This window comes from Pseudomonas spelaei, assembly GCF_009724245.1.
GTDB lineage: Bacteria > Pseudomonadota > Gammaproteobacteria > Pseudomonadales > Pseudomonadaceae > Aquipseudomonas > Aquipseudomonas spelaei.
Genome location: NZ_WNNK01000006.1, coordinates 163,655 through 178,925, shown reverse-complemented (window position 1 = coordinate 178,925; position 15,271 = coordinate 163,655). Strand labels below are relative to the sequence as shown.

General features: G+C 60.3%; 12 protein-coding genes and 1 pseudogene. 11 read left to right on the top strand and 2 right to left on the bottom strand.

The genetic code is table 11. From position 1 onward, the window contains the following. Positions 1 to 165: 165 nt before the first annotated feature. On the bottom strand, positions 166 to 2,385 hold the full coding sequence (locus GNF76_RS09390; protein ID WP_178123249.1) for a primosomal protein N': 2,220 nt from the start codon (positions 2,383 to 2,385) through the stop codon (positions 166 to 168). A gap of 206 nt (positions 2,386 to 2,591) precedes the next feature. On the opposite strand from GNF76_RS09390, the gene rpmE reads away from it, so the two are divergent. The 3 genes from rpmE (at position 2,592) to GNF76_RS09375 (ending at position 5,093) form a co-directional block, all read left to right on the top strand. Beyond that, on the top strand, positions 2,592 to 2,822 hold the full coding sequence (gene rpmE / locus GNF76_RS09385; protein ID WP_155582893.1) for a 50S ribosomal protein L31: 231 nt from the start codon (positions 2,592 to 2,594) through the stop codon (positions 2,820 to 2,822). A 14-nt stretch (positions 2,823 to 2,836) separates the two neighbouring features. Next, positions 2,837 to 3,643 (top strand): thermonuclease family protein, encoded by an 807-nt coding sequence (locus GNF76_RS09380; RefSeq protein ID WP_155582892.1) that lies wholly within the window; start codon positions 2,837 to 2,839, stop codon positions 3,641 to 3,643. A gap of 181 nt (positions 3,644 to 3,824) precedes the next feature. Then, entirely contained in the window at positions 3,825 to 5,093 is a 1,269-nt protein-coding gene (locus tag GNF76_RS09375; protein ID WP_155582891.1) for a malic enzyme-like NAD(P)-binding protein, read from the top strand. Positions 5,094 to 5,303: 210 nt separating this feature from the next. On the opposite strand, the gene GNF76_RS09370 is transcribed toward GNF76_RS09375, so the two are convergent. Next, entirely contained in the window at positions 5,304 to 7,769 is a 2,466-nt protein-coding gene (locus tag GNF76_RS09370; protein WP_379652615.1) for a penicillin-binding protein 1A, read from the bottom strand. A gap of 222 nt (positions 7,770 to 7,991) precedes the next feature. Between GNF76_RS09370 and pilM the strand changes: the two genes are divergently transcribed. The 8 genes and pseudogenes from pilM (at position 7,992) to GNF76_RS09330 (ending at position 15,074) form a co-directional block, all read left to right on the top strand. Next, a complete protein-coding gene (gene pilM, locus GNF76_RS09365; protein ID WP_155582889.1) occupies positions 7,992 to 8,645 on the top strand; it encodes a type IV pilus biogenesis protein PilM in 654 nt (217 codons plus the stop codon). Next, positions 8,645 to 9,193: a PilN domain-containing protein gene (locus tag GNF76_RS09360; RefSeq protein ID WP_155582888.1), complete on the top strand. Its 549-nt coding sequence runs from the start codon at positions 8,645 to 8,647 to the stop codon at positions 9,191 to 9,193. The genes pilM and GNF76_RS09360 overlap by 1 nt, the downstream gene beginning before the upstream one ends. Further along, the gene (locus GNF76_RS09355) at positions 9,190 to 9,810 is read left to right on the top strand and encodes a type IV pilus inner membrane component PilO (RefSeq protein ID WP_155582887.1); all 621 of its coding nucleotides are present in this window, start codon (positions 9,190 to 9,192) and stop codon (positions 9,808 to 9,810) included. The genes GNF76_RS09360 and GNF76_RS09355 overlap by 4 nt, the downstream gene beginning before the upstream one ends. Continuing rightward, positions 9,807 to 10,328: a pilus assembly protein PilP gene (locus GNF76_RS09350; RefSeq protein WP_155582886.1), complete on the top strand. Its 522-nt coding sequence runs from the start codon at positions 9,807 to 9,809 to the stop codon at positions 10,326 to 10,328. Before GNF76_RS09355 ends, GNF76_RS09350 begins: the two co-directional genes overlap by 4 nt. A 150-nt stretch (positions 10,329 to 10,478) precedes the next feature. Next, positions 10,479 to 11,735, top strand: a pseudogene (locus GNF76_RS09345) (type IV pilus secretin PilQ); the annotation flags it as partial. Positions 11,736 to 11,739: 4 nt separating this feature from the next. Next, the gene (gene aroK / locus GNF76_RS09340; RefSeq protein ID WP_003187914.1) at positions 11,740 to 12,258 is read left to right on the top strand and encodes a shikimate kinase AroK; all 519 of its coding nucleotides are present in this window, start codon (positions 11,740 to 11,742) and stop codon (positions 12,256 to 12,258) included. A gap of 148 nt (positions 12,259 to 12,406) precedes the next feature. Continuing rightward, positions 12,407 to 13,507, top strand: coding sequence for a 3-dehydroquinate synthase (gene aroB, locus GNF76_RS09335; RefSeq protein ID WP_155582885.1), 1,101 nt, complete (start codon positions 12,407 to 12,409; stop codon positions 13,505 to 13,507). 10 nt (positions 13,508 to 13,517) lie between these two features. Next, positions 13,518 to 15,074 carry an SPOR domain-containing protein gene (locus GNF76_RS09330; protein ID WP_155582884.1) on the top strand — a complete coding sequence of 519 codons (1,557 nt, stop codon included), beginning with the start codon at positions 13,518 to 13,520 and terminating at the stop codon, positions 15,072 to 15,074. Positions 15,075 to 15,271 lie beyond the last annotated feature (197 nt).

Sequence of the window (15,271 nt, the reverse complement as noted above, 5' to 3'; positions counted from 1 at the left end):
CAGGTGGAAAAACTGGGCATTATCCGTGGCGAGGGCGGGCTTGCCAACCGTTCAGAATGGTTGGCGGACCTGCGGGCCTCATCGCAGGCAAGCCGGCTCCCACATTTGAAGGTGTTCACACATCAAAGTGTGGGAGCTGGCTTGCCTGCGATAGCGTACGTTCTATCAATACAAATCTACTGGGTCTACATCCAGCGACCAGCGCACTTGCCGCCCGCTGGGCATTTGCTCCAGGGTCAGCAGCCAACTGCTTAATAAACGATGCAGCGGTGCCCGGGCAGTGGCTTGCAAGAGTAGTTGCGCTCGATAACGTCCGGCACGGCGCTCCATGGGGGCTGGCACCGGGCCCAGCAACTCGATGCCACTCAGCCCCAGCTCGCCCAGTAAGCGCTCAGCCTCACTGCAGGCTTCGTCCAGGAAACCTTCGGCCTGGCCGGGCTTGTGGGCTTCGGCCCGTAGCAGCGCGAGATGGGAAAACGGCGGCAAACCGGCGGAGCGACGCTCACTCAACGCCTGCTCGGCGAAGGCGAAATAGCCTTGTTCGGTCAGCTGGATCAGCAACGGATGGTCGGCCAGGTGGGTCTGGATGATCACTCTGCCGGGTTCTTCGGCGCGTCCGGCGCGGCCTGCAACCTGGACAATCAACTGCGCCATGCGTTCGCTGGCGCGAAAATCCCCGGAAAACAGCCCGCCGTCGGCATCCAGGATCGATACCAGGGTCACCCGCGGGAAGTGGTGCCCTTTGGCGAGCATCTGCGTGCCCACCAGAATGCACGGCTGGCCCTTCTGAATAGTGGCGAACAGTTGATTCATCGCGTCCTTGCGCGACGTAGTGTCGCGGTCGACGCGCAATACCGGGTAATCCGGAAACAGAATTCCCAGCCGTTCCTCGGCGCGCTCGGTGCCGGCGCCCACAGGACGCAGGTCGACCTTGCCGCATTGCGGGCAATGGCGCGGCACCCGCTCCACATGCCCGCAGTGGTGGCAGCGCAGCTCGCCGGAGCGCTGGTGTACGGTCATTCGCGCATCGCAACGCTCGCACTCGGACATCCAACCGCAATCGTGGCACAACAATGTGGGCGCAAAACCTCGGCGATTGAGGAACACCAGTACTTGCTGGCCGGCCGCCAGGGTCTGGCCGATCGCTTGCTGCATCGGCCCGGAAATGCCGCTGTCCAGCGGACGACTTTTGACGTCCAGGCGCAGGAAACGCGGTTGCTTGGCGCCACCGGCGCGCTCATTCAGGCGCAACAGGCCATAGCGCCCGGTGTAGGCGTTGTGCAGGCTTTCCAGGGAAGGCGTGGCCGAGCCCAGCACAATCGGGATGTTTTCCTGGCGCGCACGCACAAGAGCCAGGTCGCGGGCGTGGTAGCGCAGGCCTTCCTGCTGTTTATAGGAGCCGTCGTGCTCTTCATCGATGATGATCAGCCCGGGATTTTTCATCGGGGTGAACAGCGCCGAACGGGTGCCGATAATAATGTCGGCCTCGCCGTCCCGCGCCGCCAGCCAGGATTCCAGGCGTTCGCGGTCGTTGACTGCCGAATGCACCAGGGCAATGCGCGCGTTGAAGCGTTGTTCGAAGCGCGCCAGGGTTTGCGGGCCAAGGTTGATCTCGGGGATCAGTACCAGCGCCTGCTTGCCCGCTTCGAGGGTCTCGCGGATCAGTTGCAAATAGACTTCGGTCTTGCCGCTACCGGTGACGCCGGCCAGCAGGAACGCGTGGAAACTATCAAAACCGGCACGAATGGCTTCAAAGGCAGCGCGTTGTTCCGGGTTCAGTGGCAGTTCCGGCTGGGCCAGCCAGTGTTCGTGACGCTCCCTTGGCGCGTGCTTGCGGATCTCTACCTGTACCAGTTCCTTGGCGAGTAGCAGGTCCAGGCTGTCCTTGCTCAACATCAGCTTGCTTAATAGCTGATGGGCTACGCCATGGGGATGCTGGGCCAGGGTGGCCAGGGCATCCCGCTGGCGCGGGGCACGGGCGATACGCGGGTCGTCCAGGCGGGCGCCGGGGGCCATCGACCAGAAGCGTTCCTGGCGGGCTTCGGCCAGTTCGCCCTGACGCAACAGCACCGGCAGCGCCCAGCTCAGGGTGTCGCCCAGGCTGTGCTGGTAGTACTGGGAAGTCCACAGGCACAACTTGAACAGCGAAGGCGGCAAGGGCGGCGTGGCGTCCAACAGGGCCAGGGCCGGCTTGAGCTTTTCGGCGGGCACTTCGCTGTGGTCGGTGACTTCCACCAGAATGCCGATCATCTCGCGCCGCCCGAACGGCACCCGCACGCGCATCCCCGGCTGCAACTGTGACCGCAGCACACCAGCGGGTGCCCGGTAGTCGAACAGGCGGCGCAGGGGCGAGGGCAGGGCGAGGCGCAAAATGGCGTCGGGCACGCGGGAAGTTCTCATATGGCGGGCGGTGAAGAAGGGCGCGAGCCTAGCAGACGAGTGGTGGAAGTGTCCCCCTCCCACAATTTCTGATGAAAGGGGCTGTGGCGCCGCTTGCGCGTTTAAAAAGGTCTGGTAGAATCCGCGGCCTAATTACGTGCGGTATTCGACAATAGTGTCGAGTGGCGGCACGCTAGCCTGAGGAATACACCATGAAAGCCGATATCCATCCAGCGTACGAAACTATCGAAGTAACTTGCAGCTGCGGCAACAAGTTCGAAACCCGTTCGAACCTGTGCAAGCCACTGGGTACTGACGTATGCAACGAGTGCCACCCGTTCTACACCGGTAAGCAGAAGACTCTGGATACTGGCGGTCGTGTACAGCGCTTCGCAGACCGTTTCGGTGCTTTTGGCAAAGCCAAGACTCCTGCTGCAGAGTAAGGCTGAAGAGCCCGATGGGCTGTTCCCAGCTGTTAAAAAAGGCGTCCCTTGCGGGCGCCTTTTTTGTGTCTGCGATTTGGCTGGCGCCCGCCCAGGCGCAGGTGTTTTGTCCGGCTCCCGGCGCCGTCGACACCTTTGAGGTGCAGCGAGTGGTGGATGGCGATACGGTTCGTCTGAAAGATGGTCGCAGCGTGCGCATGATTGGCGTCAACACCCCGGAAACCGGCAAGAAGGGTCGTTCCGACGAGCCCTTTGCCGTGGCCGCGCGGGAGCGCTTGCAAGGCCTGGTGGATGCCGGCGGCGGTCGGGTGGGTGTGGTGCTCGGTCGCGAGAGCAAAGATCACTACGGACGCACCCTCGCCCATCTCTATGGTGCCAATGGGGCAAACCTGGAGGCGCAATTGCTCGCCGACGGCCTGGGTTTCCAGGTGGCCGTTGCGCCGAATGTCGACCTGGTCGCCTGTCAGCAGAACGCCGAGCGTAGTGCCCGGCAAGCCCGGCTTGGGCTGTGGCGCCAATCACCGGTCCGCAGTGCTGCGCAGATCAAACGGTCCGGCTTTGCCGTCGTCAGCGGTCAGGTGAGCAAAATCGAGCGCAACCGCGGGGGTATCTGGATCGAATTGCAGAACTCCCTGGTATTACGTATTGCTCCGAATCTGCTCGACCGTTTCGACAGTGCCCTGCTGAATCGTTTGCAGGGCCAGGAAATCGAGGTGCGCGGCTGGGTGGTGGATCGTTCCCGACGTGGAGGCCTGGAAAAAGCTCAGGCCCGCTGGCTTCTGCCACTGACTGATCCTGGCATGTTGCAGCTGGCGCGATAAGAAAAAATTGTAGACATTTATTCGTATGATTGTGAACAGATGAGCCCTTGTATCTCGCGGCTCTTGGCCAAAAGTCGTAGGGTAGGGCCCTTGACACCTGTGACCGCCCAGTCTTGTAGGGACTTTGCGACACGCGTATCCTCGGCGGTCCGTCGTCCAACAGTAAAAGCGGAATGCCGATATGTCTGATTTGAAAACTGCCGCTCTCGAATATCACGCCAATCCTCGTCCAGGAAAGCTGAGTGTCGAGCTCACCAAACCCACTGCTACCGCTCGCGACCTGTCGCTGGCCTACAGCCCCGGTGTAGCCGAGCCCGTGCGTGAAATCGCCCGTGACCCTGAACTGGCCTACAAGTACACCGGCAAGGGCAATCTGGTTGCAGTGATTTCTGATGGCACCGCGATTCTCGGCCTGGGTAACCTTGGCCCATTGGCTTCCAAGCCAGTCATGGAGGGCAAGGGCGTGCTGTTCAAGCGCTTTGCCGGCATCGACGTATTCGACATCGAAGTCGATTCCGAAAGCCCACAGGCTTTCATCGACACCGTAAAACGCATCTCCATCACGTTTGGTGGCATCAACCTGGAAGACATCAAGGCACCTGAGTGCTTCGAGATCGAAAAGGCCCTGATCGAACAGTGCGATATCCCGGTATTCCACGATGACCAGCACGGCACCGCGATCGTTACCGCTGCCGGCATGATCAATGCCTTGGAGATCGCTGGCAAAACCCTCGGCGAAGCCAAGATCGTCTGCCTGGGCGCTGGCGCTGCAGCCATCTCCTGCATGAAGCTGATCGTGAGCATGGGCGCCAAGCTGGAAAACATCTTCATGGTCGACAGCAAGGGCGTGATCCAGTCCGAGCGTACCGACCTGAACCAGTACAAGGCGATGTTTGCCCATCCGTCCGAGAAACGTACCCTGGACGACGCCCTGAACGGTGCTGACGTATTCGTTGGCCTGTCCGGTCCGAACCTGCTGAGCGCCGAAGGCCTGAAGCGGATGGCGGCCAACCCGATCGTGTTCGCTTGCTCCAACCCGGATCCGGAAATTGCTCCGGCCCTGGCGCACGCTACCCGTGATGACGTGATCATGGCCACCGGCCGTTCTGACTTCCCGAACCAGGTCAACAACGTACTGGGCTTCCCGTTCATCTTCCGTGGTGCCCTGGACGTTCGTGCCAAGCGCATCAACGAAGAGATGAAAGTCGCCGCCGCCAACGCCCTGCGCGAACTGGCCAAGCTGCCGGTACCTCAGGAAGTGTGCGATGCCTATGGCGGTATCAAACTGGAATTCGGTCGTGAGTACATCATTCCGAAACCAATGGATGCCCGCCTGATCACCGTGATCTCCGATGCCGTGGCTAAAGCCGCCATCGAGACCGGCGTTGCCACCCTGCCGTATCCGAAGAACTACCCGCTGAAAAGCGTGGATGATGTGTTCAACGGCTAAGTCGTTGTAGCGCACCAACAAAAAGCCCCGGCTCTCACGAGTCGGGGCTTTTTGCTGTGTGGCTGAAATGCTGTTTCAAAGTTTGGGCAAGTCCTGTGGGAGCCGGGCTTGCCCGCGATAGCATCACCTCGATATGCCTGAAGCACCGCGCTGCCTGCATCGCAGGCAAGCCAGCTCCCACACAGATCGTATCTGTCTGAGAGTGGGTACTTAGAACAAATCGATCGGTGCGGCTTCATCCGCTGGCAGCGGGCTGCCCGGTACGGCACCGTTACCCAGCTCATTGACCGACGGCGGCGTGTCTTCGCTCTTGAACAGTTCGAAGTACGCATTCGGCGTACCCGGTACGGCGGCGCGGCCGCTGACGGGGTCGACCCGCAGGCTGAGGATGCCTTCCGGCTCAGCCTGGCTATGAGGTGGCTTGTCCTTGAGGGCCGCGCCCATGTAGCTCATCCAGATCGGCAACGCGACTGTGCCGCCGAATTCGCGACGGCCGAGGCTTTCCGGTTGGTCGTAGCCCGTCCAGACGGTGGTCACGTAGTCGGCGTTGTAGCCGGAGAACCAGGCGTCCTTGGATTCGTTGGTGGTACCGGTCTTGCCTGCCAGGTCCGTACGGCCCAGGGCCAGGGCACGACGGCCGGTGCCTTTCTTGATCACGTCTTCCAAAATGCTGTTGAGGATATACGTGGTGCGGCCATCCACCACCCGCTCGGCCACTGCGGGCACTTGTGGGGCGGCAGGGGTTGCGGGTACACCAGCGGTTGGCGCTGCGCCCGGTGTCGGCTCGATGGTGATGCCGCCATTGGTCGGTGCTGCCACGCCATCGGTAGCGGCAATGCCGTTGACCACGTCACCCGGCACGCGCGGTGGGTTGGCGGTAAACAGCGTCTCCCCGTTGCGGCTTTCGATCTTGTCGATCAGGTACGGCGTAATCTTGTAGCCACCGTTGGCAAAGGTGCTCCAGCCCGTGGCGATTTCCATCGGCGTGAGGGTCGCGGTACCCAGGGCCAGGGACAGGTTGGGCGGCAGATCCTGCTTGTTGAAGCCAAAGCGGGTCATGTAATCGATGGTCTTGCCCACGCCCATCGCCTGCAGCAGGCGGATCGACACCAGGTTGCGGGACTTGTACAGCGCCTCACGGATTCGGATCGGCCCGAGGAAGGTGTTGGTGTCGTTCTTTGGTCGCCAGACCTTGTCCAGGTACTCGTCGACAAACACGATCGGTGCATCGTTGACCAGGCTGGCGGCGGTGTAGCCGTTATCCAGGGCTGCGCTATAGACGAATGGCTTGAAGCTGGAGCCTGGCTGGCGCTTGGCTTGGGTGGCGCGGTTGTAGTTGCTCTGCTCGAAGGCAAAACCACCCACCAGGGCGCGAATCGCACCGTTTTGTGGATCCAGCGACACCAGTGCGCCTTGTGCCACAGGCACCTGGCTGAATTTCAGGCTGTCGTCCTTCTGGCGCTGCACGCGGATCAGGTCACCGACCTGCGCCACGTCCGACGGCTGCTTGGGCATCGGGCCCATGCTGTTGGTGTTGAGGAATGGGCGGGCCCATTTCATGCTGTCCCACGACACATGCTCTTCGCCGGTGCGGGTCAGCACCTGCACGCCATCTTTCTTCACCTGGGTGACGATAGCCGGCTCAAGGCCACTGATTGCGCGCTGTTTGCCCAGCTCGACGGTCCAGGCGCTCAGGGTCTTGCCCGGAAGGCGTGATTCGGGGCCGCGGTAGCCGTGGCGCTGGTCATAGGTGATCAGGCCTTCATGCACCGAGTGGTTGGCGATTTCCTGCAAGTTGCTCGGAATGGTCGTGGTAACGCGGAAACCTTCGGTGTAGGCGTCGCTGCCATAACGGCCGACCATCTCGGCCCGGGCCATTTCGGCGATGTACGGTGCGTTCACTTCAGGTGTCGGCACGTGATAGCTGGCGTTCAGAGGTTCGGCCACGGCGCTTTCATAGGCGGTTTGGTCGATCTTGCCCAGCTTGTACATGCGCCCCAGGATCCAGTCGCGACGCTCTTTGCTGCGCGCCGGGTTGGCCAAGGGGTTGAAGCGTGAAGGGGCTTTAGGCAGGCCGGCAATCATGGCCATCTGCGCCAGGCTGGCGTCGCGAATCGACTTGCCGTAGTACACCTGTGAAGCCGCCTCGATCCCGTAGGCGCGGTTGCCCAGGTAGATCTTGTTGACGTACAGCTCCAGGATCTCGTCCTTGGTCAGTTGCCGTTCGATCTGCAGCGCCAGGAGGATTTCGGTGGCCTTGCGGGAGAAACTGCGCTCGCTGGTGAGGAAGAAATTCTTCGCCACCTGCATGGTGATGGTGCTACCGCCGGATTGAATGTGTCCGCTTTTTACCAACTGAGTGGCTGCACGCACCAGGCTGCTGGGGTCGACGCCATAGTGATTGGCGAAATTGTCGTCTTCGGCCGACAACAGGGCGTTGATGAAATTGGGTGGAATGTCGGCGAAACGGATCGGGGTACGGCGCATTTCGCCGAACTCCGCGATCAGTTTTTCATCGCTGCTGTAGACCCGCAAAGGAATCTGCAACTGGATACTTCTCAGGGCCTCTACCGAGGGCAATCCCGGACTAAGGTAGAGATAGGCCCCGCTGAGAACGAGCATTAGCCCGCAGACGATAGCGACAATGGAGTACCCGAAAAACTTCAGCAGACGAATCAAGGCTTTTGGATTTCCAGAGAAAAGAATGAGTTAGGCGTCGGGGCATACACGACAAACGATGGAGCAACCCGGCCTGCGGATAAAAAGCGGGAAAAAACGCTGGGCATTAAAGCATTTTTCGGATTGGGGCGTCATTCGCGCCTCTCAAACAAGCCGACCGAATGCATCAATCCAGACTGACAGTCAGGCCGTAAGACAGGGAAAGTTTTGGGGAGTTTTATGAGAAAGGGATTTTTCAGGCAAAAAACCGATGCCGTCCTGGGTATCGACATCAATGATGCCGCAGTGAGGCTGGTGGAATTGGAGCGCTCGGGCGCTGGTTACACGGTCCGGGCCTATGGTATCCAACACCTGCCGGCCCATGCCGTGATCGACAGCACGCTGGTTGATCTTGACGCCGTAGGGCTGGCGCTTTCCAAGGCGTTGTCACGGGCGCGCACATCCCTTAAAACCGCAGCGGTTGCGGTAGCCGGGTCGTCGGTTATCACCCGTGTGATCGAGATGGAAGCAGGGCTCAGCGATGACGAAATGGTGCGTCGAGTCAATCTGGAGGCGGACCAGTACATTCCCTACCCACTGGATGAGGTGGCCATCGACTTTCAGGTCCAGAGTGTCTCGGCCCGTGATCCGCAGCGCGTCGAGGTGCTGCTCGTCGCCTGTCTCAAGGAGCAGGTCGAGGCACGTGAGGCGGTGCTGGCCCTGGCGGGGCTGGTGACACGGATAGTGGATGTCGAAGCGTTTGCATTGGCCCGCGCCAGCGGTCAGGCTTTCGACAGCATCGTGCCAGGCCATCGAGTCGATGGTGTGCAGTGGGGCAACGATGCGCAAGGGATGGGAGTTGCCTGCGGCTTGGCCCTGAGGAGTTTCGATTGATGACACGCATCAACCTTTTGCCTTGGCGCGAAGAGCAGGCCAAGCGTCGACGCCAATATTTTCTGGCTTTTTTGTTCGGGATGACGGGTGTGGCGCTGGCGGCGGTGTGGCTGGCGGACCGTGTGATCGACCGGGCGATTGATCGGCAAGTGGCCCGCAGCAGCCACTTGAGCAGGGCGGTGACGGTGCTTGATTCGCAGATCAAGACTATCGATGAGTTGCGCGAGCAGCGCTTGCAGCTTGTGGAGCGAATGAAGGTCGTCCAGGGGTTGCAAACCGATCGCCCGGCTGACGCCCTGCTGTTCGACCAACTGGCCCGTGCTGTGCCGGACGGGGTGCAACTGCGCGAAGTCATTGTCGAAGGCGGCAATGTCGGGGTTCGAGGTAGCGCCGAGTCGAATCAGGACATTGCCCGGCTGCTGCGTAGTCTTGAGGCGAGCAATGACTTGCAGGCACCTCGGTTGCAGCATGTGCAGGCCGACGACGAGGATGGCAATGGCTTCCATTTGATGGTTCGCCAGAGAGAGTCCGTCGAGGCACTGCAATGAGTTTGTCAGCAAGCCTGCCAAGGCTGGCGGAACTCGAATTTGCCACGCTCTACCGCAATGCCCCTGATTGGTCCTTGTCCCGAAAGGCGCTGTTGGGTTTCGGACTGCTCTGTCTGCTGCTGGTATTGGCTGACGTCTTCTACCTGAGTACCTCGCGGGAGAAGTTACGCCAGCAAGAGGCGCAGGAGGCGATCTTGCTGCAGGATTTTTCCCTGAAGTCGGCCCAGGCCGCCAATCTTGAGGCCTACACCTTCCAGCTCCAGACCCTGCAGGAGGCTTTCGCCAAGCTGTTGCAGCAGTTGCCAACTGATACTGAAGTGCCGGGCCTGCTTGAGGACATTACTCGTCTGGGCATGGCCAACGGTTTGGTATTCGAGGAAATCAGGCTGCTGGACGAGCGGGTTCAGCCGCTCTATATCGAGTTGCCCTTGCAGATTGGTGTTACCGGCGCCTATCACGATCTGGCGACATTCATCAGCGCCCTGGCCGGGTTGCCGAGGGTTGTTACCTTGCATGACTTGGCCATCCGGCCGGCCAATCCGCAGGCGGGGCCGTTATTACGGCTTGAGCTGCTGGCCAAGACCTATCGCTACAACGAACAGGGGTTATTGCCATGAGCCGCGTCAAGGGTGTGTGCCTGGCCTTTGGCTTGGTATCGCTGGTCGGTTGTGGCGGTGGTGGTGATGTGCAGGCGTTGGAGGCTCAGTTGCGTGAGATTCGCCAACGGCCAGTGGCGCCTATAGAGGTGGTGCCGCAACCTGTCAGCCGCCAACGCTTTGTCTACGATCCGGCGTCCCTGCGTGATCCTTTTCGGCCGCCGTCTCTACAGGTCGAGCGTGCTACAGGGCGCTCGGCTCTCGGGCCTGATCCTGGGCGTCTGCGAGGGTTTCTGGAAGGTTTTGCCATCGAGCAATTCGAAATGGTCGGTACCTTGTCCCGCGGTGGGCAAACCTTTGCCCTGTTGCGTGGTGCTACGGCGGTGCATCGCCTTGCAGTGGGCGATTACTTGGGGTCGGATCACGGACAGGTGACGGCCATTCATGACTCACACATCGAGCTTGTCGAGCTATTCCCGGATGGCGAGGGTGCGTGGCTGGAACGCTCGCGAACCCTTGCCTTGAACGTGCATTCATAACGGAATCAAACAATGAAACGGACTTTTTCGTCCTTCGGTGTGGCGCTATGGATAGCGTTCATGGCACCGATGGCCAAGGCTGTGCCCAATCGGGTCGACCTGATTCACCTGCCGCCGCCTGGCGGTGTGCCACTCAATGCCGAGCGTGCTGCGTTCACTGGCGATAAGTTGAGCCTTAATTTCCAGAACATCGAAGTGCGCGTCGTCTTGCAGCAGATTGCCGACGTTGCCGGCCTGAACCTGGTGGCCAGTGATGAGGTGCAAGGTTCGATTACGTTGCGTCTCAAGGACGTGCCTTGGGACCAGGCCCTGGATCTGGTGCTGCAGACCAAGGGGTTGGACAAGCGTGTGACCGCCAACGTGTTACTGGTTGCACCTGCCGAAGAGCTGGCGGCGCGCGAGCTGCTGGTTCTGGAGTCACGCAAGCAGGTGGCCGAGCTGACACCCTTGCGCCGTGAGTTGCTTCAGGTGAACTACGCCAAGGCTTCTGACCTTGCCAGGCTCTTTCAGTCGGTGACGGAGGTTGAAGGCGCCACAGAAGAACGAGGCTCGGTCGCGGTGGATGACCGGACCAACAATATCATCGCGTACCAGACCCAAGAGCGCCTGGACGAACTGCGGCGGATCGTGGCACAGCTGGATATTCCGGTGCGTCAGGTGATGATCGAGGCGCGGATTGTCGAGGCCAATGTCGATTACGACAAGAGCCTGGGCGTGCGTTGGGGTGGGCGGGCCAATCGGGGTAACTGGAGTGCTGGCGGGATCAATAAGCCCGTAGCCGACGGTGTAGAACTGCCGGAAAGCCTCCCGAGCTCGCCCTTTGTTGATCTGGGCGCCATCAACGGCACCTCAGGCCTTGGCATCGCCTTTATCACCGACAACATCCTGCTGGATCTGGAACTGACCGCCATGGAGAAAACCGGCAACGGCGAAATTGTCTCGCAGCCCAAGGTGGTCACTTCCGACAAGGAAACCGCGCGAATCCTCAAGGGCACCGAGATTCCCTACCAGGAGTCCAGCGCCAGCGGTGCCACGTCCGTGTCGTTCAAGGAGGCTTCGTTGTCCCTGGAAGTCACGCCACAAATTACCCCTGATGACCGGGTGATCATGGAGGTCAAGGTCACCAAGGATGAGCCCGACTACCTGAACAAGCTCAATGACGTGCCACCGATCAAGAAAAACGAAGTCAACGCCAAGGTGCTGGTCAAGGATGGCGAGACTATTGTCATCGGCGGGGTTTTCTCCAATACCCAGAGCAAGGTGGTAGATAAAGTGCCATTTTTGGGCGATCTGCCGTATCTTGGCCGCCTTTTCCGGCGGGATGTGGTCTCGGAGAAAAAATCCGAGCTGCTGGTGTTCCTGACTCCGCGTATTATGAATAACCAGGCGATTGCTGTGAGTCGTTGATTCTGTGCGAAATTTGATTCTTGTAGGACCGATGGGGGCTGGAAAAAGCACCATCGGCCGTTTGCTGGCCAAAGAGCTGCGCCTGCCATTCAAAGATTCCGATAAGGAAATTGAATTGCGCACGGGCGCCAATATCCCGTGGATCTTCGATAAGGAAGGCGAACTGGGCTTTCGCGACCGTGAGCAGGCAATGATTGCCGAGCTGTGTGGCTGCGATGGCGTGGTATTGGCCACCGGTGGCGGTGCAGTGATGCGCGATGAGAACCGTCGAGCGCTACATGCCGGCGGTCGGGTGGTCTATCTGCATGCGTCGGTTGAGCAACAGGTCGGCCGTACGGCTCGCGACCGCAATCGTCCATTACTGCGTACCGCAGACCCGGCAAAAACCCTGCGGGATCTGTTGGCGCTGCGGGATCCTCTGTATCGGGAAATCGCGGATCTGGTGGTGGAAACCGATGAACGGCCGCCACGAATGGTCGTGCTCGACATTCTGGAGCGCTTGCAGCGGCTGCCCCCCCGTTAAAGCCTGGCTCGAAATGCGCTATCCTCGGCGTCGTACTATGGTCGTCAGAGTTGTGGCGTAGAGCCATCAGGCGGCGTCAGATCTCGACGTTGCCGACAAACGTAAATGTAGGGCAGGGCACCTGCTTCCATCTTCAACGCGGGGACACATGCAGACACTTAAGGTCGATCTAGGCGAGCGCAGCTACCCGATCCACATTGGCGAAGGTTTGTTGGACCAGCCCGAGTTGCTCGCACCGTATATTGCCGGGCGACAAGTGGCGATTATCTCTAACGAAACGGTAGCGCCGCTTTATCTTGAGCGTCTGAGCCGCAGCCTTGAGGCGTTTTCCGTTATTTCGGTGGTGTTGCCCGACGGCGAAGCCTTCAAGAACTGGGAAACCCTGCAACTGATCTTTGATGGTCTGCTGACTGCTCGTCACGACCGTCGCACTACTGTGGTTGCGCTCGGCGGTGGCGTCATTGGCGATATGGCCGGTTTCGCGGCGGCCTGTTACCAGCGTGGCGTGGACTTTATCCAGGTGCCCACCACCCTGTTGTCCCAGGTCGACTCGTCGGTAGGCGGCAAGACCGGCATCAACCATCCGCTGGGCAAGAACATGGTCGGTGCGTTCTATCAGCCCAACGTGGTGCTGATCGACACTGCCACCCTCAATACTTTGCCGCCTCGCGAACTGTCGGCGGGCTTGGCGGAAGTCATCAAGTACGGGCTGATCTGCGACGAACCGTTCCTTACCTGGCTGGAAGAGCATGTCGATGCCCTGCGTGCCCTGGACCAGGTGGCGTTGACCGAAGCCATTTCCCGCTCCTGCGCCGCCAAGGCGCTGGTGGTCAATGCCGACGAACGGGAGTCCGGCGTACGCGCCACCTTGAACTTGGGCCACACCTTCGGCCATGCGATCGAAACGCACATGGGCTATGGTGTGTGGTTGCATGGGGAGGCCGTAGCGGCTGGCACAGTGATGGCGCTGGACATGTCGCAGCGCCTGGGCTGGATCAGCGCTCAGGAGCGGGATCGCGGTATCCGCTTGTTCCAGCGCGCCGGTTTGCCGGTCATTCCTCCCGAGGAGATGACCGAGGCTGATTTTCTCGAACATATGGCGATAGACAAGAAAGTGATCGACGGTCGACTGCGACTGGTGCTGCTGCGCCGAATGGGCGAAGCGGTAGTGACCGACGATTATCCGAAAGAGATTTTACAGGCCACGCTGGGAGCGGACTACCGCGCCCTGGCCCAGCTCAAAGGTTAATAAGATCCCGATGACTAGTTTGCATGCCGACGAGGCCTTCCTCGGCCATTTCCAGTTAAGCCATGACCCTTTTGCTCCACGGGTGCCTGGTTTCAAATTCTTCCCTGCGCAACGCAAGCCGGTGTTGGGGCAGTTGCATCACCTGGCCCGCTACAGCCAGTTGCTGCTGGTAGTCACGGGCCCCCTGGGCAGCGGCAAGACATTGCTGCGCCAGGCGCTTGTCGCCAGTACCAACAAGCAATCGGTACAAAGCGTGGTGGTCTCGGCACGTGGCGCCGGTGATGCAGCGGGCGTATTGCGTCAGGTCGCCCAGGCGCTGGACGTGGCCAATGCCGAGCCGAACGCGATCCTCAAACAAGTGGTGCAACTGGGCCTGACCGGTCAGGAAGTCTACTTGTTGGTGGACGACGCCGAGCAACTCGACGAGTCCGCCCTTGAAGCGCTGCTGGCGCTGGCAGCGGGCACGCCCGAAGGTCGCCCGCACGTATTCCTGTTCGGCGAATCGTCGTTGATTGCCGAACTTGAGCAGCTCAGTGGCGAGGAGGAGCGCTTCCACGTCATCGAATTGCAGCCTTACGAAGAGGAAGAAACGCGCGAATACCTGGCCCAGCGTCTTGAAGGTGCCGGCCAGGGTATCGAACTTTTTTCCGCTGCGCAGATCTCTGATATTCACGAAAGCTCCGACGGCTGGCCTGGCACCATCAACCAGGTCGCCCGGGATGCCATGATCGAAGCCATGATTGCCAGCCGCTCAGCGGTGAAGCGTCCAAAGATGGGGTTCACCATGCCGAAGAAACACGTATTGGCGATTTCTGCAGTTGTCGTAGTTGCCGTTGCCGCCGCCTGGTTGATTCCGGGTCGTAGCAAGGCACCGGCCACCGGCGCGCCAACCGAACAGGCGCAATTGCCATTGGGCAAGCCAACCCCTAACGTCGAGTTTGCCAACTCCGGCCAGCCCACCAACCTGCCGATGGTCGGCCAGCCAGTAATGCGTGGCCCGTTGGCCGAAGCGGCTGGCGGTATCTCCGAAGGCGACGACGGCGTACCGGTGGAAGGCTCCAGCGCCACACCACCGACCGTCACCACCACTGCGCCACCTGCCGGCATTCCAGCAGGCCCTGCGCCGACGCCAGTAGCCAAGCCGACCCCGGCACCTGCCCAGGTTGCTACTGCCAAACCAGCGCCTGTCGCCAAGCCTGCTCCGGCGCCAGTGGCCAAGCCAGCTCCAGCGGCCAAGCCGGTTGAAAAGCCAGTCACCGTTGCAAAAGCAGCCGCTACCGGCGGTAGTTGGTACACCAGCCAGCCTGCTGGGCATTACGTGGTGCAGATCCTCGGCACCAGCTCTGAAACCAACGCTCAGAACTTCGTGAAAGAGCAGGGCGGCGAGTACCGTTATTTCAAGAAAGTCCTCAACGGCAAGCCGCTTTACGTGATCACTTACGGCAACTTCCCAAGCCGTGCAGCAGCCGATACCGCTATCAAGGCCTTGCCAGCGAAGGTTCAGGCTGGTAAACCTTGGCCTCGCACTGTCGCCAGCGTCCAACAGGAACTGGCAGCAACTCGCTGAAGATTCGGCGGCCTTACCCAGGCCGCCTCTCCCGGCACCTCAAAAAATCCGCAAGTGCGTGCTGCCCTCAAGGCCGCGCGCTTTGTGGTGTCCGCGCACGTCGCCTTTGAGTCGTAGCAGTCAGAATTAAAAAAGTTTTGACTAGCACAGCATATCGATTTAAACCTTTCATAAATGCGACATAGATTTGCGACATT

Coding starts and splice junctions, on each gene's coding strand:
- rpmE (WP_155582893.1), top strand. CDS start 2,592: ATGAAAGCCGATATCCATCCAGCGTACGAAACTATCGAAGTAACTTGC.
- GNF76_RS09380 (WP_155582892.1), top strand. CDS start 2,837: ATGGGCTGTTCCCAGCTGTTAAAAAAGGCGTCCCTTGCGGGCGCCTTT.
- GNF76_RS09375 (WP_155582891.1), top strand. CDS start 3,825: ATGTCTGATTTGAAAACTGCCGCTCTCGAATATCACGCCAATCCTCGT.
- pilM (WP_155582889.1), top strand. CDS start 7,992: ATGAGAAAGGGATTTTTCAGGCAAAAAACCGATGCCGTCCTGGGTATC.
- GNF76_RS09360 (WP_155582888.1), top strand. CDS start 8,645: ATGACACGCATCAACCTTTTGCCTTGGCGCGAAGAGCAGGCCAAGCGT.
- GNF76_RS09355 (WP_155582887.1), top strand. CDS start 9,190: ATGAGTTTGTCAGCAAGCCTGCCAAGGCTGGCGGAACTCGAATTTGCC.
- GNF76_RS09350 (WP_155582886.1), top strand. CDS start 9,807: ATGAGCCGCGTCAAGGGTGTGTGCCTGGCCTTTGGCTTGGTATCGCTG.
- aroB (WP_155582885.1), top strand. CDS start 12,407: ATGCAGACACTTAAGGTCGATCTAGGCGAGCGCAGCTACCCGATCCAC.
- GNF76_RS09330 (WP_155582884.1), top strand. CDS start 13,518: ATGACTAGTTTGCATGCCGACGAGGCCTTCCTCGGCCATTTCCAGTTA.